Origin of the sequence: Tsuneonella mangrovi (genome assembly GCF_002269345.1) — a bacterium.
In the GTDB taxonomy this organism is placed as follows: Bacteria; Pseudomonadota; Alphaproteobacteria; order Sphingomonadales; family Sphingomonadaceae; genus Tsuneonella; species Tsuneonella mangrovi.
The window spans coordinates 1,294,697-1,315,866 of the sequence record NZ_CP022889.1 but is presented as its reverse complement, the minus strand read 5'-3'; the positions used below and the strand labels follow the sequence as shown (position 1 = coordinate 1,315,866).

Genomic DNA, 21,170 nt, shown 5'->3' with positions numbered 1-21,170 from the left:
CGCCACGCAATCGGCAATGGCCGATTATCTTCCGCCCGAGATCGAACTGCGCATATCGCACGCACCGGTGCCCTATCGCGAGGCGCTGGCCGAGATGGAGGCGCGCAACCGCGCGATTGCTGCGGGCGAAGCGCGCGAACTGATCTGGTTGCTCGAGCACCCGCCGGTCTACACCGCAGGGACCAGCGCTGCCGAGGCGGAACTGCTCGATCCCCGGTTCGAAGTGGTCGAGGCCGGGCGCGGTGGGCGCTATACCTATCACGGCCCAGGGCAGCGGGTCGGTTATGTGCTGCTCGACCTCAATCGGCGCGGAAAGGACGTGCGCTGCTTCGTCCACGGGCTCGAGCAATGGGTCATCGCCACTCTCGCGAGGTTCGGGGTGAAGTCGTGGCCCGCAGAAGGACGGGTAGGGATCTGGACCGATGATATCGACGGGCGCGAAGCCAAGATCGGCGCGATCGGGGTGCGTGTGCGGCGGTGGGTGACGATGCACGGGTTCTCGGTCAATCTCGCGCCCGACCTCACCCATTTCACCGGCATCGTGCCGTGCGGAATAGACGAATTCGGGGTCACCAGTATGGACCGGCTCGGGATCCCGCTTGCGCCCGAGGCGTTCGATGAGGCATTGCTCGCAGAGGCGCGCGGGTTCCTCGCCCGGCTCGGCAACTGCAACACGGAAACGCCATGACGATCAAACCTGCCTACCTGGCCCTGCCGTTGCTCGCTATCCTCAGCGCATGCGGTTCGAAGCAGCCGGCTGCCTCGGATGACGAGAACGCTACGGCAGCGGGCGAAATCCTGCCGGGATCGGCCAGCGATGCGATGTTGCCGCTCGATACCGTGAAGTCGCAATCGCCGCCGTTGCAGAGCCAGCCTGCCAGCGCGCCAAGCGCCACCCCAGCAGACAGCGCGAGCGACGCGCCCGCATCGGCGGAAGCTACACCAGCTCCCACCGCGCAATAGCCCGGACCGGTCAGGCGGTAGCGGTCGCTGTTTCTTCCATCGTCGGATAATCGATGTAGCCTTCGGGGCCGGGCAGGTACCAGCTCTTCGGCACGTTGACGTTGGGCGCCCATTCGGCCCCAACTGCGATTCGTTCGGCGAGGTCGGGGTTGGAGATGTAGGGCCGTCCGAAGCTGATCGCATCGCAACGCCCGCTGGCCACGTCTGCTTCTGCTTCTTCTGCGGTGTAGTCGCTGTTGAGCACGAGCGGTCCCGAATAGATGCTGCGGATGACTCCATCCTGCTTGGGCACGTCGGTCGCGCCGAAGGTCCCGTCCGGTCCCGGCTGGCGCAGTTCGACGAATGACAGCCCGAGGCCTTCGCAAACCTTCGCTGCCGCCCCGAACGTGGTTGCCGGATCGCTGTCGTTGCAGCCTTGCGTTTCGCCGTTGGGCGAAAGGCGCACGCTGACCCGGTCCGCGCCCCAGACCTCGATCAGCGCGGTCAGCACTTCGCGCAGGAACCGAGTGCGGTTTTCCGCCGAACCGCCGTATTCGTCGGTCCTCAAGTTGGTCGAGTCGCGCAGGAACTGGTCGACGAGGTAGCCGTTCGCGCCGTGCAGTTGCACGCCGTCGAACCCGGCTGCCTTGGCGTTCTCCCCAGCCTTGCGATAGTCGCCGACGACACGGGCAATCTCCTCGACGCTCAATGCGCGGGCCTGCTGGTGCGGCTGGCGACCGGTCGGCGTGTGCGCGTGGTCGGGCGCAGTGGTCGCGCTGGCCGATACGCCCGGATTGCCATCGAGGAAGTCGGGGTGGACGAGCCGACCCATATGCCACAGCTGCAGCACGATCTTGCCGCCTGCGTCGTGGACCGCCTTGGTCACCGGCTTCCAGCCTTCGACCTGCTCCTCGCTCCAGACGCCCGGTGCGGCGGGCCAGCCAAGCCCTTCGCGGCTGATCCCGGTCGCTTCGCTGATGATCAGGCCTGCTCCTGCGCGCTGGCGATAGTATTCCACCATCAGCTCGTTGGGGATCGAACCGGGGAAGGTCGAGCGCCCGCGCGTCAGCGGTGCCATCAGGATGCGGTTCTTGGTTTCTATCGCGCCGAGCTTGACGGGGGTAAACAGCGCATCGTGCATGGGCGGCAGTCCTTTTTTGCTGGTTTCGTTGTGCAACCGAACTAGGGGCGACTCATGACCACGACAAGCGCCACGGCGGACAAGAATGCCTTTCAGGCCGACGCGCGGCACTTCGCGGCGCTGATTGGCGGCAATGTCGCGCTCGCGCTGGGGCCGTGGCTGGTCCGGCTGAGCGATACCGGCCCGGTCGCCGCCGCCTTCTGGCGGATGCTGCTGCCGCTGCCGCTGATGGCGCTGCTGGCATGGCGCACGCGGCTACCCGGCAAGCTCGACCGGCGCATGGTCGCAATGGTGCTGATTGCGGGCACCTTCTTCGCGATGGACCTTGCCAGTTGGCACACCGGGATCGAACGCACCCGGCTGGGCAACGCGACCTTGTTCGGCAACGCGGGCAGCCTGATCCTGATGGCATGGGGCATTGTCGCCATTCGCCGCCTGCCCAACCGGCGTGAGGCGCTGGCACTGGCAGCTGCGATTGGCGGGGCGACGATCCTGCTCGGCCGCAGCCTCGAGATTTCGACCAAGACGCTCGTTGGTGACTTGTTCTGCCTGTTCGCCGGGCTTTGCTACGCGTTCTACCTTATCCCTGCGCAGCGGGCGCGGGCATCGATGGGGCAATGGAGCGTGCTCGTGCTGGTGGGGCTCGCCTCTTCGCCGCTACTGCTCGCGGCATCGATCGCGCTGGGCGAACCGGTCTGGCCTGGTGCGGCGGGGTGGGGACCGGTCGTGACGCTGGCGATCACCAGCCAGATCATCGGGCAGGGACTGTTGGTCTATTCGCTCAAGAACTTCCCGCCGCTGGTGATCGGGATGGCGCTCTTGACCCAGCCGGCGATCGCCGCCGCGATCGGCTGGATGGTGTTCGGAGAAACGCTCGCAGTGCCCGACATGGTCGGCATGGCACTGGTGGCGGGCGCGCTGGTTCTCGCTCGTTCGCAGGGACCTGCGGTGGCCGTTCAGGCGAGTAAACCGCCGATCAATTCGTGATTGGACTCGATCCCCTTGCAGGCAAATGATCGATCGGTTGGCAGCTTGAAATTAAATGACTCCGCCATCGCTTGACGCGAACCAATCATGCTAATTCAGCGCTTTGTTCTCCGCAGGCGTTGACTTCGATTAGCCCAGATCTAAGCCTGTCCCGATCTGGAATTCGTGGGACGCGGAACTCCGGCAGATCGCTAACCGAACGCTCGCCGGCGGCCCCGGCGGGTTTTGTGCACCCGCCGGCTTCTCCGGCGGACGAGGGGAGATACGCACGTGGCAAAGATCGAAAGTACAAGCAGTCAGCCGATTGCAGAGGCACGCGGCGACGATACGCTGCGAACGCAGGCGCACGAAGGCAAATTGGCACCGGTCGCACTCGACATGCCAGCGCCGGTCGCGCCGACCGACTTCAGCCTTGACCCGTATGCCGGCGGAACCTGGGACGGCAAGCCGATCCTTGGGCTCGACGGAGTTGTCGAGCATATCGACTCCGGGCGCGTGCTTGACGCGCCGAGCGGCACGATCACTTACAGTTTTACCGACCTTTCGCATCTGACAGGGCTCTACAACAACCCGAATTACGGCTTCGGGGCACCTTACGGATTCTCGCCGTTCGACGACGCCCAGCGCGACGCTGCGCGTGCGTCGATCCAGCTGTGGGACGACCTGATTCCGCAAACTTTTGTCGAAAAGAACGGGATCGGGGCAGATATCCAGTTCGGCAATAGCTGGGACCCCGCGCAGGCCTATGCCTACTATCCGATCAACGGCCGGGGCTGGCAATTCCAGTCGGATGTGTTCGTGGCCGATCCGGCGGTCAACTGGACCAACGCCTGGCTGGGCTTTGGCGGCTATGGCGCGACCACGCTCGTCCACGAGCTTGGCCATACGCTCGGTCTCTCGCACCCGGGCAATTACAATTACGACCCCGATCTACCGCTGAACTACGCCAATTACGCCGAGTATGCCCAGGACAGCGAGCAGTATACGATCATGTCGTACTGGGGGTCGGAGAACACTTCGTTCAACCAGTACAATGTCGACTGGTCGAGCGGGTTCTACAACAACCCTCAGACTCCGCTGGTCCATGATATACTGACGATCCAGGCCAAGTACGGGGCTGATCCCACGACCCGTGCGGATGACACGATCTACGGCTGGAACTCGACGGCAGGAAACGCGGTCTACGATTTCTCGCAGAACCTGTTCCCCTACCTGTCGATCTACGATGCCGGCGGCAACGACACGATCGACATGTCCGGAGCGGGGGTGAGCGTCTACATCAACCTGCACGAAGGGGCGTTCAGCTCGGGCGCGGCCGCCATTCCCGATGCCTCGGTGATCAACGAACACCGCGCTGCCATCCGCGAAGCCGGCTATACGACTCTCGGCGATGTGTATGACACCACGCCTGCATACTGGGCGTCTACTTTCATGCCCTATTACGAGTCGGTGAATCAGGCCGACACCTACTATGCGACCGGCGTCAGCATCAGCGGCCTGTACACCACGGCGGTCGATAACATTTCGATTGCCTACGGCACGATCATCGAGAACGCGATCGGCTCGACGCAGCGTGACTATCTGGTCGGCAACCAGGTCGACAACGTGCTCAACGGCATGGGTGGCGACGACGTGCTCGACGGCTACGAAGGCGCCGACACCCTGATCGGCGGTGACGGTGCGGATACCTTCTTGTTCCACAACATGGAAATGGGCGACACGATCGCAGACTTCGCCAGCGGCGAGGACACGATCGACCTGACCGCGCTCGGTTTCGGTGCCTTCATCGGCAATGCCGTATTCTCCAACAGCGCAGGCGAAGTACGCTTCGACGGCGGATATCTCTCCGGCGATATCGACGGAGACGGGGTTGCCGATTTCAGCGTCCACGTGATCGGCGATGCGGTGATGGCAGCCGATCTGGTACTCTGAACCGTCGCTTCTGATAGTAGAATGAGACCTCGCCGGAGCGATCCGGCGGGGTCTTCGTCTTGCTGTTGAGGTGTCTTCGCGACGCGCGATTGCCCGCTGCCGGGCCGCGCTAGACTTTGCCGAGATCGCCCTTGCCGACGGTGTTGCTGGCCATCTCGAGCATCCGGTCGAGGCTGCGCTTCGCGGCGAGCCGCAAGCCTTCCTCGATCTCGATCCGCGGTTCGAGGTCGCGCAGCGCGGTATAGAGCTTGGGTAGCGTGTTGAGCGCCATGTAGGGGCAGATGTTGCAGCTGCAGTTGCCGTCCGCGCCCGGCGCGCCGATGAAGGTCTTCTCGGGCAGCACCTTTTCCATCTGGTGCATGATGTGAGGTTCGGTGGCGACGATCAGCGTGTCGCCTTCGAACGCTTGCGCAAACTTGAGGATGCCGCTGGTCGAGCCGACATAGTCGGCATGGTCGATGATCGACGGCGGGCATTCGGGGTGCGCGGCCACCGGTGCGCCGGGGTGCTGCGCCTTGAGCTTGAGCAGCTCGGTTTCCGAAAACGCTTCGTGGACGATGCACACACCCGGCCACAGCAGCATCTCGCGATTGAATTTCCGGCTGAGATAGCCGCCGAGGTGCCGGTCGGGCCCGAAGATGATCTTCTGGTCTTCGGGGATCTGGGCGATGATCGTCTCTGCGCTCGAGCTGGTGACGATCACGTCCGACAATGCTTTCACTTCAGTCGAGCAGTTGATGTAGGTTAGCGCGATATGTTCGGGGTGCGCCTCGCGGAAAGCCTTGAACTTTTCGGGGGGGCACGAATCCTCGAGGCTGCACCCGGCGTCCATGTCGGGCAGCACGACGATTTTTTCAGGAGACAGGATCTTGGCGGTGTCGGCCATGAACTTGACCCCGCAGAACGCGATCACGTCGGCGTCGGTCGCCGCCGCCTTGCGGCTGAGCTCGAGGCTGTCGCCGACAAAATCGGCAAGGTCCTGGATCTCGGGCGACTGGTAGTAGTGCGCGAGGATGATCGCGTTCTTCTCCTTGCGGAGGCGGTCGATCTCGGCAAGCAGGTCCTGCCCGGTGGGAAGTTTGGTCTCAATGCTCATGCGTCACCTCTTGGGGAGGCAGATGGCGTCAACGCGCCTGTCGATCAAGGCGCAATCCCGCGCGCAAAGGCAACGAAGGGTGGAAACAGCGTCAGGCCGCCGATCGCGAGGCCCAGCGATACCGCTGCCGCTGCCCCCCATATATAGGCCGGATGGACCCGGCTCCGCACGCGCCAGTCGAAAAGCATGCCGATCACGATATAGGACAGCACGAACAGCGCCCGGTTGGTGGTGCTGGGTATTCCCAGCATGACGAGTATCCGCCCGAAGCTGGGCACCGACAGCGCGATCACCGAGCACAGCATCAGCCGCTTGTGCCAGTCGCTCCGATGGCGGTTGCCGAAAGCGGCGATGAACAGGATCGCGAAAGTCCCGACTGTGGCCCAGTTGGTCGCCAGCAGCGCTTCATCTGGCAGCACGCTGTCGTTGCGACCGGTGGAGAGGGTCGAATAGCCGGTGAATACTGCGAAGATTGCCAGCCAGATGGCATAGGCCACGCCAAGCTGCCCAAGCTTGCGGTGGAGGGCGACATTGCCCTTCACCACCAGCGCGTTCTGCACGGCGAACAGGCCCAGCCAGCCCATCTGGGTGAATGCATGAACATGCACCCACCAAGGCGAATGCCAAGTCGATAGACCGGCATACTGGAAATAGCCGAAGCCGAGCAACGCGGTTGCGATCAACAACAGCGACATGAGGAAGAAAAACTGTCGCTCTTAGCGCATCAAGGCACCGTTCACGTCCGCAGCTGACACCATGACATAGCCCCGCTTAATACTTCCAGGTGCCCATTTTGCTTGCTCTTGTGTTTGGGCAATCTCGAGGGCCGAGCTCTGCCCTGCCTCATCCTCCACCTGGAGGCGTCCCGAAACCAAGCGGATCGACACCCGCCCCTGCCGTACCGGCAGCGACTGTGTGATACAGTTCTGCGCCGATTGGCGAATAGGCGATCATGTCGGACACGACGATATTGGTGAGCAGGATTGCCGTGCCCCAGACCCATGCCGGGTGGATCTTGCCATAACGGCGCCGGTCGCGGACCATTCCGATTGCCGGGAATATCAGGCAAGCAAGGCACGATGCTTCGAAGCTGTACGGCGCGATCAGCGGCATCGGCAGTAAGCGACCGAATGCCGGCGCAGCCAGCACTGCCATCGCGCAAATCTGCAATCGCGGATGCCAGTCGTGTCGCTTGCGCCACGCGATCGCCCAGCCGACCAATCCGGCGAAAGTGATCAGAATCATCGGATCGGACACGAGGAACTGCTGCGGATAGAAGAAGAACGGCACCGTGGCATTGCGGACCATTGCGACGATCACGATCGAAGCGGAGGTCAGCATCAGCATGATCCAGCCTGCTGCGACCCAGCCGAGCTTGCGATGGAGCCGCAGGTTGCCGCGCGCAGCGAGATTGCTCTGCGTTACGAACAGTGCGACCCAACCCATGAAACTGATGGCATGGAAATGCACCCGCGGCGGTGACGCGAAGGTCGAACGACCCATCGCCAGCTGGAACATGAAGCCGGCGACCACGACGATCGCCATGAAGATCGCCATCTTGCCGAAGAAGCTGTTTTCGGATGATTGAGATTCGTGCACGGGTTCGAATCCCGCAGGCGCAGCAGTTGCCATCGTTCCCTCCACTGCGACCCGCGCGTTTGCTATACCTGCGCGCCTTCGCAATCAACTTGCCGGTTGTTGACAGAACCCTGTAGTGCTCAGGCCGCGCTCTTCCATAGGGCGAGCGACCAGCTCCTGAACGTCGGTTCGATCGATAGCGTCCAGATCAATGCGTAGTTGAGCACTACGGCCCCCAGCACCCAGCGCAACGCCGGATGGGTCGTGCCGCGGATCATCTGGTCGTAGAGCATGATCACCAGCACGATGACGACCTGCACGAACAATTGCATCATGGGCAGCACCCATTGGTGTGCGGCGAAGAACGGAATCGCGCTCTCCGGACCGCCCATCATCGGAACCGACAGGATCAGGAGCGCACGCCCCAGCGCCGGCTCGAGCAGGATGACGAGCCCGCCCAGCATCAGCCGTCGGTGCCAGTCGGTCTGCTTGCGCAAAATGATGGCGGCGAACACCATCGCGACGAACATCGCCGGCTCGATGAGAGTCAGCGCAAGGAAATAGGAATGGGAGAAGGCCGGCGGAGTTCGCCCGAGTGCGTGCGTCGTGAATCCGGTGTTCCACGCAGTCGCGAAGATCAGCACGACAAACACCGCGCCGAACCAGCCGAGCTTCCTATGCAATGCGACATTGGCCCCCGCACCGAGGCGGCTCTGGAAAAGGTAGAACCCTAGCCAGCTGATCATCACGATCGCGTGGAGGTGGGTCGAACGGGGCATCTGCGTGATATCGACCACGCCGAGCGCGTTGAATGCACCGAACGCAATGAGAATGAAGACGGAGAGCGAAACCGCGATGCGCCAGTAGAGCTGGTTTTCGAGCGCGAATTGCTCTGCGGGTGCCGTTGCCATGGCTCGCTTTCCTCACAGGTTCCAAGGACAAGCGACCGTTGTTTTCTCGATTGCAACAAGGGTAGCCGCTATTCGCCGCAGGTCAACGAGGGCCTATTGTATGTTTTCGCCGGAAAATCCGGTGGCTGGCCGATTCGAGCAGGCGCTTCAGTTCATTCGCCAGTCGTCGCCCGATCGCGCAACGATGCCGCGCCGCTCGAGATCGAGCAGGTGGGCAGTCACGCTCATGCGCGCTGCCCCTTCGAGCCGGGGATCGAGCCCCTTGTACATCGGCTTCACGAGGTCCGCAGCCGAACGGGATTGCTCCGTGAGCAAACGGATTATCTGGTTCTCGCGCTGGCGGCGGTGGCCGATCATCCCGCGCACCAGCTGGCGTGGTTTCTCGACCGCGGGGCCGTGCGCCGGGTAATAGACGGTATCGCTGCGCGCGTAGAGCTTTTCGAGGCTCGCCATGTAGGCGGCCATGTCGCCGTCGGGCGGCACCACTACACTCGTCGACCAGGCCATCACGTGGTCCCCTGTGAACAGCGCGCCCGACTGTTCGAGCGCGAAGCACAAGTGGTTCGAGGTGTGACCTGGAGTGGCGACCGCGGTCAGTGTCCAACCGGGGCCGGTCATCGCTTCACCATCTTCAAGCACGCGGTCGGGCTCGTAGTGGCGGTCGAATGCGGCATCGGCACGCGGTCCGCTGTCGTCGAGCACTAGCGGCGCGCAGCCGACAATCGGCGCGCCGGTTTTGTCTGCCAGCGGCCGGGCGGCGGGCGAATGATCGCGGTGGGTGTGGGTGCACATGATCGCCGCCACTTCGGCATCGCCAATGGCGGCCAATAGCGCGGCGACGTGCTCGGGTTCGTCCGGGCCGGGATCGATTACCGCGATCCGCTCGTCGGCACCCACCAGGTAGGTTTGCGTCCCGGTGTAGGTATAGGGCGACGGATTGGGGGCGAGCACGCGGCGCACCAGCGGCTCGGGTTGCTCGACCAATCCGGTCGGCCAGGGCTTGGGGGGTGGTCCGGCCATCCCCTTGCATATGGGGGTTGGGCTGCGCCATGTCACGCGCTCAGGAGAGATTGCACATGGCAGACCACGTCCTCGTCCTCGATTCGGGCACGACTTCGACCCGCGCGATCGCGTTCGATCTCGCCGGCAATGTGGCAGCGGTGGCGCAGCAAGCGCTCTCGCAGCATTATCCGAAGCCGGGATGGGTCGAGCACGATGCGGGCGAGATTCGCGACCGGATGCTCGCCTGCATGCGCGAGGTGGCGGCCAAGGTCGGCCACGGGAGCATTGCCGCGATCGGCATCACCAACCAGCGCGAGACGGTTGTCGCGTGGGATCGCCAGGGCGGCGAACCGCTCGCCCGCGCGATCGTGTGGCAGGACCGGCGTACCGCCGATTTCTGCGCTGACCTGAAAGCAGCCGGCGAAGAGCCCGCGATCCAGCAGGCGACCGGCCTGCTGCTCGACCCGTATTTCTCGGCCTCCAAGATGCGCTGGATGCTCGAAAACGACGGGCAGGTGCGCGCGGCAGCAGCGGCGGGTCGGCTGGCATTCGGCACGGTCGAATCGTGGTTGCTCTACAATCTCACCGGCGGCGAGCACCTCAGCGATGCCAGCAACGCCAGTCGCACCTTGCTGTTGTCGCTGGAAGGCGCGCAGTACGACCCGGGATTGTGCGAGGTGTTCGGGGTGCCGCACTCGGCTTTGCCGCAAGTGGTTGATACGCATGGCGCGCTGGCGATGACCGACCTGCTCGGACCGACGATCCCGATCGCCGGGATCGCCGGTGACCAGCAGGCGGCGACGATCGGGCAGGGCTGCTTCGCGTTCGGCGAGACCAAGGCGACCTACGGCACCGGGGCGTTCGTGCTGACCAACAAGGGCAGCGAAATCCCGCAGTCGCACAACCGCCTGCTCGGCACGGTACTGATGCAGCACAAGGGCAAGCGGACTTATGCGCTCGAAGGCTCGGTGTTCGTTGCCGGAAGCCTTGTCCAGTGGCTGCGCGATTCGCTCGGCGTGATCGCCAGCGCGAGCGAAACCGAAGCGCTCGCCCGCTCGGTTCCCGACAGCGGTGGGGTGACAATCGTGCCGGCGCTCTCAGGCCTCGGCGCGCCGCACTGGCTGGCGGATGCACGCGGCGTGATCACGGGCCTCAGTTTCGCGACCGGCAAGGCGCATGTGGCGCGGGCCGCGCTGGAGGCGATGGCGCACCAGACGCACGACTTGGCCGAAGCCTTTGCCGCCGACGGTGCGCCGTGGACCGACCTGCGGATCGACGGCGGGATGAGCGCCAATGACTGGATGGCGCAAGACCTGGCAGACGTTCTCGGGCTCGAAGTCGAGCGGCCCGACATGGTCGAGACGACCGCGCTCGGGGCTGCGATCCTGGCCGCGACCGGGGCCGGGCTGTTCGCGTCGCTCGAAGAGGCTGCGACAGCGATGCGCGGCAAGGTTCGCACCTTCAGCCCACGGATCGACGATGCGGCCCGGTCCGCGCGGCTCGATCGGTGGAAGCGGGCGTTGGCGGCGGTCTAGCCGCCGGGTTCATTCCCCGAGCGCGCGGTCGAGTCTCTCGTGCAGGTTGCGCGCCGCAGACGAAGGGCTTGCCGCGAACCTTTCGCGCCATGCCGCGTCGAGCCGGGACACTCGCCGGTGGAGCGCTTCGGTTTCGCGGATCAGCGCGCGCGTTTCGGGTTCGAACAGCGCGAGGTTATCCGGATCGGCCGGGCGATCGGCCGGCAGTGCACCGTGTCGGCGGAGTTGGAACTCGCTCAGCTCACCCGCGAAATGGGCTCGCTGGTTGAGCAACCAGGCGAGCAGGTGCATCATCCGGGTCGTCGTTCGCAGTCCTTCGGCGGACATTGCGATCCGTGTCAGGTCGTCGCTTTCGCTCCGATGCGGCGAGAGGTCGAATGCCGCCCGCACATCGTCGGCAAGCACCAGCGCTTCGCAATACAGCGACTCGACGATCGGCTGGCTGATGTTGTGTGGTCTCCCCATTTCGCCAAGGCTACTCCCGCCCATTCCGCCGGGCCATATCGGTAACCGCATTTTCCGGCGGGTATTGGGGTGCTGTCCCGGCGCGGGACAGAAATGCGCCGTCCTCAGTGCGATCAGGCGATGATGTCCGGGATCAGCTGGTCTTCGATGATCGCGATCTGGTCTCGCAGCCGGAGCTTGCGCTTCTTGAGGCGGGCGATTTGCAACTGGTCGGTCGATCCGGCGGCGGTCAGCGCTTCGATCGCTGCATCGAGGTCGCGATGTTCGGTGCGGAGCATCGCCAGCCGCTTGCGCAGTTCTTCGTCGGTCATCCGTCCTGGGTCCCCATCCGATGCAACCGCAGCCAACGCCTCGTCGCGGAAATCGTCGCTGTTGATCGAATAGGCGATCGGCAGGGGTTCGCAAGTCGTCAATATTATGGTTGTATGACACTTGAGCGGCACGTGCCGCCAGATGGCACGAGTCGCCTGTTCGGGTTGCACCCGCAAGAGGAGAACGAGATGCTGTCATCGTCCCACGCCGACGCCCTCCAGACCAAGCATGCAGGCCTCGAAGCCCGATTGCGCGATGAGATGAATCGCCCGGCGCCCAACGCGGAGACGATCAAGCAGATCAAGGTGCAAAAGCTCAGGATCAAGGAAGAGCTCAACGAGCTCTGACCGCCGGTTCGCGCCATCAGCGTCCCCTGCTGCCCGGCGCGAGCGACCCTCCCCCGAGGGGGACGGGAGGATGGCGCGCCGCGAACGCGATGGATCGGCGTTTGCGCGCGCCATTTGCCCGGCATTGCGAGAATACCGACTGCGCGATTCCCATACGGTGCACAATCCGCTAGGGCAACGCGAAGATGACTGCCGCCGCCGCTGCCCGATCGATCCTCACCCAGCTGCACGAGGTGATGGCCTCGCGGATGTATCCGCAAGGCAAGCTCGACCGCGTGGTCGAGATTATCGGCGAAAACCTTGATAGCGAGGTCTGCTCGATCTACCTCCTGCGCGAAGGCATGCTCGAACTGTTCGCCACCCGCGGGCTGGAACAGAGCGCGGTCCATGTCACGCGGCTCGCGATCGGCGAAGGCCTCAACGGAGTGATCGCCGACCGGATCGAGACACTCAACCTCGCCGAAGCGGCGGCGCATCCCGACTTTGCCTATCGCCCGGAAACGGGGGAAGAGAAGTTCCATTCGTTTGCGGGTGTGCCGATCGTCTATCGCGAACGCGCGGTGGGTACGCTGTGCGTCCAGCATGCCGATCCGCGGCGCTACGAAGACGTCGAGATCGAAGCGCTGCAGACCGTCGCGATGGTCCTCAGCGAGATGATCGCCCACGCCGGCCTTGTCGATGAAGAGGCGGGCACGCTGGGCGAAGCCTTGACCGGCCCGCAGATGGTCCCCGGCCTCAGCCTGGTCAAAGGCCTCGCGTCGGGATTTGCGGTGTTCCACCAGCCGCGCGTGCATATCGACCAGGTGGTGGCGGATGATATCGAGGCCGAGCGCCAACGGGTCTACCGCGCGTTCGACAAGATGCGCGACCAGATCGATGCGATGTCGAGCCAGGCCGAATTCGGCACCGGTGGTGAACACGAGGACATCCTCGAGACCTACAAGATGTTCGCTTACGACGAAGGCTGGAGCCGGCGGATCAACGAAGCGATCGATTCCGGGCTCACGGCCGAAGCGGCGATCGAACGGGTCCAGCAACGCACCCGGATGCGGATGCGCGAGATCGACGACCCGCTGCTGGCGGATCGCATGCACGACCTGGAGGACCTGTCGAACCGGCTTCTGCGGATCGTCTCGGGCCAGCTGGGTACTGCCGCAACGCAAGGGCTGCGGCGCGATACGATCCTGATCGCGCGCAACCTCGGCCCTGCAGAGCTGCTCGAATACGACCGGCGGCGATTGAAGGGCGTGATCCTCGAGGAAGGCTCGCTCACTGCGCACGTGGTGATCGTTGCCCGCGCAATGGGCGTGCCGGTGCTCGGCCGTGCGCGCGGGATTCGCGGGATCGTGCGCGACGGCGACGAAGTACTGCTCGATGCCGACAAGGCGATCGCTCACGTCCGGCCTTCTCAGCAAACGATTGACATCTTTGCCGAGCGCTTTGCCCGTACCAAGGAGCGGCAGGCCGCTTATGCCGAACTGCGCGATGTCGAACCGTTCACCCGCGACGGCACCCGCATCCAGGTGATGATGAACGCCGGCCTGCGTGACGACATGGACGCGCTGCCACTGGTCGGTGCCGACGGGATCGGGTTGTTTCGCACCGAGTTCCAGTTCCTCGTCTCCGCCACTATGCCCCAGCGCGAACGACAGACCCGGCTCTATCGCGATGTGCTCGATGCGGCGGGCGACAAGCCGGTGATCTTCCGGACGGTCGATATCGGCGGCGACAAAGCGGTGCCTTATGTCGCATCCGAGGAGGCCGAGAACGACGAGAACCCGGCGATGGGCTGGCGTGCGCTGCGACTGGCGCTCGAGCGCGAAGGATTGCTCAAGGTCCAGGCGCGGGCATTGCTCGAAGCGGCTGCGGGACGATCTCTCTATGTGATGTTCCCGATGGTTTCCGAGCCGTGGGAGTTCGATGCCGCAAAGGCCGTCTTCGACGGACAACTGGCATTCCTCAAGAAGCAGAAGAAGATCCTTCCCGAAGCGATCAGGTACGGCGCCATGCTGGAAGTTCCGGCGCTGGCCGAAGTGCTCGACCAGTTGCTGCCCCGACTTTCCTTCCTGTCGGTCGGGACGAACGATCTCACCCAGTTCCTGTTCGCCGCCGACCGCGCCAATCCGAAGCTCGCCGAACGTTACGATTGGCTGAGCCCGGCAATCCTGCGGTTCCTGCGCCGGGTGGTGCTGGGCGTGGAAGGGAGCGGGGTTGACCTTAGGATCTGCGGTGAGATGGGTGGTCGCCGCCTCGAGGCTCTGGCCTTGCTCGGGCTGGGATTCCGCAAGCTTTCAATAACCCCGGCAGGCGTTGGCCCGATTAAGGAACTGGTGCGCAAGGTAGACCTGAAGGAAATTGGCCAGGTGATGAACGAATGGCTCTCCTCGCCACCGCCAGATATGCGTGCCGCGTTGCAGCATTGGGCCGAAGAGCGCGGCATCGACACCGACTGAATGCGCTTGGCGGCTTCTCGGCTGCGTTCGCCGCGCACACTGCCCATTTCATCGCTCGCCTTTCGAGACACCGAATCGCGCGCTTGACAGTCGGATGTGGCTCCTCTCATCTGGCGTAAATCCCAAGGGGTGGGGTCGCATTCTCAGGACGCTTCATGGACAATGATACCGCCATGCCGGAGGACGAACTACCGCTGCACGGTGCTGGCGAGCGCTTGCGGCTCGCGCGCGAAAAGGCGGGAATGACGCTCGCGCAAGTTGCGGCGGAAACCCGTATCCCGCAGCGCCACCTCGAAGTGATCGAAGCAGGGCGCTTTGCCGAGCTTCCGGCGCGAACCTATGCGATCGGGTTTTCGCGCACCTACGCGCGCCTGCTTGGTCTCGACGAAGGGCAGGTCCTTGACGAGGTGCGGGCCGACCTGGCGGACAGCGATCCCGCCGAACGTCAGCGGGTGGCAACGTTCGAGCCGGGCGATCCGGCGCGGGTCCCCTCGCGTGGGCTCACGGTCCTCAGTATCGCCGCAGTGATCCTCCTGCTGGTCGGCGGGACGATGTTCTACAGCCGGGTCATCGCGCCCGGAGCGGGCCCGGCCTCGCTGCTTGGGCCTGACAAGGCACCGGCGGGACCTGCCAGCACAGCACCAGCGCCCGCCTCCATGCCGTCACCGACACCAACCGGGGGGTCGGTGGTGTTTACATCGCTCGAGGACGGTTCGTGGATCAAGTTTTACGATGCCAGCGGCAAGCAGCTGATGCAGAAACAGATGGCCAAGGGCGAAAGTTACACCGTGCCAGCCGACGCAAGCGGACCGATGGTTTGGACCGGGCGGCCCGAGGCGTTCGCGATCACGATCGGCGGACAGGCGGTGCCCAAGTTGTCGGAAGTGCAGGTGACCATGAAGGATGTCCCGGTAACTGCTGCGGCATTGCTGGCTCGGCCCGCGCCGACCCCGGCGCAGCCAGCAACGTCGGCTCCGGCGACACCGGCACCGACTCCTGCCCCGGTCGCAACGGGTTCGGCGAACTGAACGCGCGGTTTTGCCCGATTTAGCCGGGGAACGCGCTCGACAAGCCGGGGATATGGCGGCAATCGTGCCGCAGTCGGCGTTCAGGTAGCATTCTGCCGGGCGCTGCAAGTCTGGCCGACCAGGGTTCATCGGACGGAAGGGATCACATGAGAATTCTCACCATTCGGGCTATTGCTGCGCCGCTGGCGCTCGTTGCCATCGCCGGCGCGGCAATGCCTGCCGCCGCGCAGGATACCGACACCGCCGCACGCTTGCGCAAGGTGGAAGCGGAAATTCGCGCGCTCCAGCGCAAGGTCTTCCCGGGTGCCGACGGCAAGTTCTTCGAGCCGCAGATTACACAGCAGCAAACCGCACCAACGACCACTACCAACACCGCATCTCCGACTGCGGTGACCGATATCCTCGCCCGGCTCGATGCGCTCGAATCGCAGTTGGCGCAGATTACGGCCCAGACCGAGGTCAACACCAACGCGATCAACCTGATCAATGCGCGGCTGGACGCCCTCGACAAGGGCAAGGCGGCGGATGCGAACGCGCCTACGGACGCGGCCAAGCCCGACAACGGCGAAGCGGTCGATTCGAACCTGCAGGCGATGACAGGCGGTTCGGATGCGAAGCCTGCTCCCGCCCCTGCCAAACCGGACAAAGCCCCCGAAGCCGCCAGTAACACCGGCCCGAGCGCCCAGCGTTTGGCGGCGGTGCAGGCGATCACCAAGCCCAAGACCGACGATGCCGGCGATGACGAGTACAGCTACGGATTCCGCCTGTGGGATGCCAAGTTCTACCCCGAGGCCGAGCAGCAGCTGACGATGTTTGTCGACAAGTATCCGGATCACTGGCGGATCAGCTATGCCCGCAACCTGCTGGGCCGCGCCTATCTCGACGACGGCAAACCGCAGCAGGCGGCGGCGTGGTTCCTCAAGAATTACCAGGCCGACAAGCAGGGTGCCCGCGCGCCCGACAGCCTGCTCTATCTCGCCGATGCGATGATCGTCGAGAAGGATACCAAGCGCGCGTGCATTGCGCTGGCCGAATTCAGCGAGACCTATCCTGCGATTGCCTCGGGCCGCCTGCGTGACCAGTACGAGGGCGATCTAAAGAAAGTGAAGTGCAATTGATACGGCGCTTCCGCCCGAACTGATTGACCGCTTCCGGGCCGACCTGTCGAAGGTCTGGCCCGAAGGCGGGCGGCTGGGCGTCGCCGTGTCGGGCGGGCCGGACAGCCTGGCGCTGCTGCTGTTGGCGCACCACGCCCTGCCGGACCAGGTCGAGGCGGCGACCGTCGATCATGGTCTGCGGGAAACAAGTGCCGATGAAGCGGCGATGGTCGCGTCGATCTGTGCCGATCTTGGCATCCCCCATTCGACCCTGTCGGTCGAAGTGGCGCCGGGCAACCTGCAGGCGAAAGCGCGCGCTGCGCGTTATGCTGCGCTCGAGGCGTGGTTGGCAGGGCGAGGTCTCGACGCGCTCGCGACCGCGCATCATGCCGACGACCAGGCCGAGACGCTGCTGATGCGGCTCAACCGGGCGAGCGGAGCGGCAGGTCTTGCCGGAGTGCGCGCGCGCGGGAATGCTCCGGGCGGCGCGGTGCTCGTCAGGCCGCTGTTCGGCTGGCGGAAGCGGGAGCTGGAGGAAATCTGCAAGGCAGCGCACCTGTCACCCGCGGTCGATCCGTCGAACGTGGACGATCGCTTCGATCGGACCCGGGTTCGCGCTGCGCTCGCCACCGCCGACTGGCTCGATGCCGGCGCGCTGGCGAAAAGCGCAGCCCATCTTTCAGATGCCGACGAGGCGCTCGACTGGGCTGCGGCGCGCGAGTGGGACGAATGCGTCGAGGAGGCAGAGGGCACGATCCGTTACGCCCCGTCGGCGCCGCTGGCGATCCGGTTGCGGGTGCTCGCACGGGCAATCGCATCGCTGGGCGGAGAGCCGCGCGGTACGGCCGTCGCTCAGTTGGAGCGGGATTTGCGCCATGGTCGCGGAGGCAATGTCGCGGGAGTGCTCGCCCGATCACTTGGCGAGAGCTGGGAACTGCGCCGCGAACCGCCGCGCGCTCCGCTCAAAGGATAGAATCGCCCTTCGTCATCATCTTGCCGCGCGTGATGATGACCTTGTCGCCCGGTTTGGCGATCGCGAAAATCTTGGAGACGAACCCGTCCGGCCCGGAGATGCAACCGTGGCTGGCATAGCCGTTTTCGACCGCGTGCCCACCGTGGATAGCCACCCCGTCGCGGGTCAGGAACATGCTCCACGGCATCGGTGCGTTGCCGTATTTCTCGGACACGTTGTAGCGCTGCTTGCGCAGGATCGGGAAAGTTCCGAGCGGTGTGGGATATTCGTCGGTGCCGAGCAGTACGGCGGCGGCGCCGATCTCGTAACCGTCCCTGAACACCGAAAGCACTCGGGCATCGAGATCGACGGTCATCACGATCGGGCCATCGGGCACGCCCTTGTCGTCCCAGAAATACTGGCCGTACTTGATCGGGCCCTTGATATCGAGGATCCGCTTGACGACGAATTGCTGGTCGACCGGTTTCTTGTCGGAGGCTTTCTCGAGGCGCGCCTCGGTTGCGGCCATCGCAGCCTTGTCGGCTTCGGCGGCGTTGTCCTTGGTCAGCGCTGCTTGGTCGACCGGGATCGCGTCGACCAGGCTCGGTGCAGGCGCTTCTTTGGCGGGTGCAACCATATCACCGGCGATTGTGGCCCCGGCGAATGCAAGCACTACGGCTGCCGTCGCTCCCCCGATCCATTTGACCATCGTGTCCATACAGCAGGTTATGCCGCAGTGCCTCGGTGTGTGCCAGCGCGCGGTGCAGGCGCGTCCCCCGGCGGGACGGGCGCGTCCCAAAGGTTAACGCCCTTGCCGCCAATCAGGCGATATCTGACCCGTATTGACCGCAAATCCAGCGATCCGCACTTGAATTTACCCCCCCGCTCACTACCCGTTGAAGCGGGACAACCCATGCGAACCGAACCGAGCCTATCCGGCGCTGTCGATCGAGCAGCGCCCCCCTTCGGGGTACCGTGCCAGTGAGCGCGCCGCGTCTGCTCGTCTCGATCCACGACGTCGGCCCGGGATTTTCCGAACAGGTGGACCGGCTGGTCGATCGGCTCGAAGCACTGCTTGGCGGGCCGCGGTTCGCGATGCTGGTGGTGCCCGACCATTGGGGAGCCAATCCGCTCCAACGCAACGCCGGATATCGTGCCAAGCTGCGCGGCTGGGCCGATCGCGGGGTCGAGATGTTCGTCCACGGGTGGTTCCACAAGGACCTCGCCGAGCACGATGGTCTCGCCAGCTTCAAGGCGAAGCACATGACCGCCGGCGAAGGCGAGTTCCTCGGCCTGTCGCGTGGCGAGGCCGCGCGGCGAATGCGTGAAGGCAAGGCGCTGGTCGAAGATGTGACCGGACGCGAGGCGGCCGGGTTCGTCGCGCCGGCCTGGCTCTATGGCGATGGCGCGCGCGAAGCGCTGTCGGAAGTCGGCTTTCGCCTGGCCGAAGACCATTTCCGCGTCTGGTGCCCGTCCGATGGCGCGATCCTCGCGCGCGGGCCGGTGATAACCTGGGCGAGCCGCTCGACCATGCGCACGGCTTCGTCATTGTTCTTCGCCGGGCTGGCGCGCACCGCGCTGCGCCCGCTCGAGACCGTGCGGGTGGCGGTCCATCCCGGCGATGTCACGAAGACATCGATCCTAGCCGATATCGACCGGACGGTGTCTGCATTTGCCCGCCGTCGCCCCGCTGCACGCTACGCCGACCTTGTCGGTCATCAGGCGAACTGAGCGCAGGCGCATGGCGATCACACTTCCCTATCCGCAGCCGCATGGCCGTACTTGCCAGGCGATGCCGGCACCTGACGCTTTGCTGGCCGGAGAATTCACACTGGATAAATCTGCCGCTGTCTACTTCGCAGGTACCGAGAAGTCGTGCCGCCAATCGGCCGGCACGAAGACCGAAGACCCGCACTCTGGACAAGACTGGACCGACGCAACGTCACACCATGACGCAGGAAGCGCTTGCCTTGACGCCTGACAGCGACCGCATCGAGCTGGCACCGCTCGACCGTCCCACGCGCAACAAGCTGTGGAACCTGCTGCCGATGGCGGTTTCGCTGGCGTTGCTGGGTGCGGTGGCGTGGCAGCTGCGCTCGCTCAATTTTGTGGAGCTATGGGCGCTCATCCCGCGCTCGCCGCTGTTCTGGCTGGTCTTCCCGTTTTTCTACCTCGCTGGCCCGATCAGCGAATGGATCATTTTCAGGCGGTTGTGGCATATCCCCGTGAGCGGGTTCGGCGCATTGCTCCGCAAGCTCGTCGCCAACGAACTGCTGCTCGGCTATCTCGGTGAAGCCTATTTCTATTCATGGGCGCGCAAGCGCACCGCGATGGTCGCTGCCCCGTTCGGCGCGGTGAAGGACGTTGCGATCCTTTCGGCTGTCGCCGGCAACGCCATTACCCTGATCCTGCTGATCGGGGTGTGGCCGATGATCGGCAGCACGATCCTGCAGCAGGGTAGCCGTGCGCTGCTGTGGTCGCTGGCCGTGGTGCTGCTCATTTCAATTGCGGCGATGGCGTTTCGCAAGACGATCTTCTCGCTCTCGCGCAAGGAACTGGTGTTCATTTTCGGAGTGCATATCGCGCGCATCATCGCCTCGATCGCGCTCGCAGCGCTGCTGTGGCACCTCGCGCTCAGCAACGTACCCGTGGTCTGGTGGCTGTTCCTTGCCACCGTCCGCATGCTCATTTCTCGCCTGCCCTTCATCCCCAACAAGGATGTCGTGTTCGCCGGGCTCGCGGTGTTCCTTTTCGGCCAGGACATCGCGATCGGCACGCTCATGGCGATGATGGCCGGCCTGCTGCTGATCACGCACCTCAGCGTCGCAGCAGTGCTCGGCGTGGCCGATCTTGTCAGACCGGAGATAGCCAAATGAGAGCTCTACTGCTCCCCGCAGCCGGGTTGCTGCTCGTCGCAGCGGCTCCCGTCCCGTCAACCCCCGATCTCGGGATTGCGGCCGGGAAGTGCCGACCCAACGAGAGCGGCCCTTCGTTCATGGTCACTCCCGTGGGCATGAAAGACACAAGGGGCAACCTCAAGATCGAGGTCTATCCCGCCACCAAGCAGGATTTCCTGCAGGACGACAACATCCTCATAAACGAAGGCAAGACCTTCAGCCGGGTGGTAGTGCCAGCGAGTACGACTCCGCCGATCTGCATCCGGGTGCCGAGCGCCGGGACCTACGCGGTCAGCGTGCTGCATGACCGCGACGAAAACCGCAAGTTCGGCTGGACGGTCGATGGCATCGGCTTTTCGAACAACCCCCGGCTGGGCTGGGGCAAGCCGAAGGCGGACAAGGTAGCCGTCCAGGCTGGTACCAAGCCGACGCCGATCGACGTCGTGATGAACTATCGCCACGGGCTTGGAGTTGCTCCGCTCAAGCGCTAAGGGC

Annotated in this window: 22 protein-coding genes; 13 read left to right on the top strand and 9 right to left on the bottom strand. The window is 64.4% G+C overall.

All coding sequences use genetic code 11. The features are described 5' to 3' along the window. The first annotated feature begins 16 nt into the window (after positions 1-16). The gene (gene lipB, locus CJO11_RS06470; RefSeq protein ID WP_095011979.1) at positions 17-688 is read left to right on the top strand and encodes a lipoyl(octanoyl) transferase LipB; all 672 of its coding nucleotides are present in this window, start codon (positions 17-19) and stop codon (positions 686-688) included. Then, the gene (locus CJO11_RS06465) at positions 685-963 is read left to right on the top strand and encodes a hypothetical protein (protein ID WP_095011978.1); all 279 of its coding nucleotides are present in this window, start codon (positions 685-687) and stop codon (positions 961-963) included. The genes lipB and CJO11_RS06465 overlap by 4 nt, the downstream gene beginning before the upstream one ends. Positions 964-973: 10 nt before the next feature. Here the strand turns inward: CJO11_RS06465 and CJO11_RS06460 are convergent, their stop codons facing one another. Then, the gene (locus CJO11_RS06460; RefSeq protein WP_095011977.1) at positions 974-2,083 is read right to left on the bottom strand and encodes an alkene reductase; all 1,110 of its coding nucleotides are present in this window, start codon (positions 2,081-2,083) and stop codon (positions 974-976) included. 54 nt (positions 2,084-2,137) lie between these two features. Between CJO11_RS06460 and CJO11_RS06455 the strand changes: the two genes are divergently transcribed. Continuing rightward, the gene (locus tag CJO11_RS06455; protein ID WP_095011976.1) at positions 2,138-3,070 is read left to right on the top strand and encodes a DMT family transporter; all 933 of its coding nucleotides are present in this window, start codon (positions 2,138-2,140) and stop codon (positions 3,068-3,070) included. A 270-nt stretch (positions 3,071-3,340) separates the two neighbouring features. Beyond that, positions 3,341-5,002 (top strand): M10 family metallopeptidase C-terminal domain-containing protein, encoded by a 1,662-nt coding sequence (locus CJO11_RS06450; protein ID WP_095011975.1) that lies wholly within the window; start codon positions 3,341-3,343, stop codon positions 5,000-5,002. Positions 5,003-5,111: 109 nt separating this feature from the next. On the opposite strand, the gene nadA is transcribed toward CJO11_RS06450, so the two are convergent. The 5 genes from nadA to CJO11_RS06425 all read right to left on the bottom strand — a co-directional run bounded on the left by nadA (position 5,112) and on the right by CJO11_RS06425 (position 9,607). Beyond that, positions 5,112-6,098: a quinolinate synthase NadA gene (gene nadA, locus CJO11_RS06445; protein WP_095011974.1), complete on the bottom strand. Its 987-nt coding sequence runs from the start codon at positions 6,096-6,098 to the stop codon at positions 5,112-5,114. A 44-nt stretch (positions 6,099-6,142) separates the two neighbouring features. Further along, a complete protein-coding gene (locus tag CJO11_RS06440; RefSeq protein WP_095011973.1) occupies positions 6,143-6,793 on the bottom strand; it encodes a hypothetical protein in 651 nt (216 codons plus the stop codon). A gap of 148 nt (positions 6,794-6,941) precedes the next feature. Then, the gene (locus CJO11_RS06435; protein WP_150124986.1) at positions 6,942-7,730 is read right to left on the bottom strand and encodes a hypothetical protein; all 789 of its coding nucleotides are present in this window, start codon (positions 7,728-7,730) and stop codon (positions 6,942-6,944) included. An 86-nt stretch (positions 7,731-7,816) separates the two neighbouring features. Next, positions 7,817-8,587, bottom strand: a complete 771-nt coding sequence (locus CJO11_RS06430) for an adenylate cyclase (RefSeq protein ID WP_095011971.1) — start codon at positions 8,585-8,587, stop codon at positions 7,817-7,819. 147 nt (positions 8,588-8,734) lie between these two features. Continuing rightward, positions 8,735-9,607, bottom strand: coding sequence for an MBL fold metallo-hydrolase (locus tag CJO11_RS06425; protein ID WP_095011970.1), 873 nt, complete (start codon positions 9,605-9,607; stop codon positions 8,735-8,737). 56 nt (positions 9,608-9,663) lie between these two features. On the opposite strand from CJO11_RS06425, the gene glpK reads away from it, so the two are divergent. Then, the gene (gene glpK, locus CJO11_RS06420; protein ID WP_095011969.1) at positions 9,664-11,124 is read left to right on the top strand and encodes a glycerol kinase GlpK; all 1,461 of its coding nucleotides are present in this window, start codon (positions 9,664-9,666) and stop codon (positions 11,122-11,124) included. 9 nt (positions 11,125-11,133) lie between these two features. Here glpK and CJO11_RS06415 read toward each other — a convergent pair whose 3' ends face one another. Together CJO11_RS06415 and CJO11_RS06410 are read right to left on the bottom strand one after the other, a co-directional pair. Next, on the bottom strand, positions 11,134-11,589 hold the full coding sequence (locus CJO11_RS06415; protein WP_095013254.1) for a DUF1465 family protein: 456 nt from the start codon (positions 11,587-11,589) through the stop codon (positions 11,134-11,136). Positions 11,590-11,702: 113 nt separating this feature from the next. After that, on the bottom strand, positions 11,703-11,900 hold the full coding sequence (locus tag CJO11_RS06410; protein ID WP_095013253.1) for a YdcH family protein: 198 nt from the start codon (positions 11,898-11,900) through the stop codon (positions 11,703-11,705). Between the two features lie 189 nt (positions 11,901-12,089). Between CJO11_RS06410 and CJO11_RS06405 the strand changes: the two genes are divergently transcribed. The 5 genes from CJO11_RS06405 to tilS all read left to right on the top strand — a co-directional run bounded on the left by CJO11_RS06405 (position 12,090) and on the right by tilS (position 17,799). Next, positions 12,090-12,248, top strand: a complete 159-nt coding sequence (locus tag CJO11_RS06405) for a YdcH family protein (RefSeq protein ID WP_338064660.1) — start codon at positions 12,090-12,092, stop codon at positions 12,246-12,248. Positions 12,249-12,433: 185 nt separating this feature from the next. Beyond that, on the top strand, positions 12,434-14,701 hold the full coding sequence (ptsP, locus tag CJO11_RS06400) for a phosphoenolpyruvate--protein phosphotransferase (protein WP_095011968.1): 2,268 nt from the start codon (positions 12,434-12,436) through the stop codon (positions 14,699-14,701). A 155-nt stretch (positions 14,702-14,856) separates the two neighbouring features. After that, on the top strand, positions 14,857-15,729 hold the full coding sequence (locus CJO11_RS06395; RefSeq protein WP_095011967.1) for a helix-turn-helix domain-containing protein: 873 nt from the start codon (positions 14,857-14,859) through the stop codon (positions 15,727-15,729). A 146-nt stretch (positions 15,730-15,875) separates the two neighbouring features. After that, positions 15,876-16,847: a tetratricopeptide repeat protein gene (locus CJO11_RS06390; RefSeq protein ID WP_095011966.1), complete on the top strand. Its 972-nt coding sequence runs from the start codon at positions 15,876-15,878 to the stop codon at positions 16,845-16,847. Between the two features lie 85 nt (positions 16,848-16,932). Beyond that, positions 16,933-17,799, top strand: coding sequence for a tRNA lysidine(34) synthetase TilS (gene tilS, locus CJO11_RS06385; protein ID WP_095011965.1), 867 nt, complete (start codon positions 16,933-16,935; stop codon positions 17,797-17,799). On the opposite strand, the gene CJO11_RS06380 is transcribed toward tilS, so the two are convergent. Then, positions 17,789-18,496, bottom strand: a complete 708-nt coding sequence (locus tag CJO11_RS06380; RefSeq protein WP_095011964.1) for a L,D-transpeptidase family protein — start codon at positions 18,494-18,496, stop codon at positions 17,789-17,791. The genes tilS and CJO11_RS06380 overlap by 11 nt on opposite strands. Positions 18,497-18,753: 257 nt before the next feature. Here CJO11_RS06380 and CJO11_RS06375 point away from each other — a divergent pair, with 257 nt between their 5' ends. The 3 genes from CJO11_RS06375 (at position 18,754) to CJO11_RS06365 (ending at position 21,166) form a co-directional block, all read left to right on the top strand. Continuing rightward, positions 18,754-19,509 carry a DUF2334 domain-containing protein gene (locus CJO11_RS06375; RefSeq protein WP_095011963.1) on the top strand — a complete coding sequence of 252 codons (756 nt, stop codon included), beginning with the start codon at positions 18,754-18,756 and terminating at the stop codon, positions 19,507-19,509. A 218-nt stretch (positions 19,510-19,727) separates the two neighbouring features. Continuing rightward, entirely contained in the window at positions 19,728-20,654 is a 927-nt protein-coding gene (locus CJO11_RS06370) for a hypothetical protein (protein WP_095011962.1), read from the top strand. Then, positions 20,651-21,166 carry a DUF2141 domain-containing protein gene (locus CJO11_RS06365; protein WP_095011961.1) on the top strand — a complete coding sequence of 172 codons (516 nt, stop codon included), beginning with the start codon at positions 20,651-20,653 and terminating at the stop codon, positions 21,164-21,166. The genes CJO11_RS06370 and CJO11_RS06365 overlap by 4 nt, the downstream gene beginning before the upstream one ends. Positions 21,167-21,170: the final 4 nt, after the last annotated feature.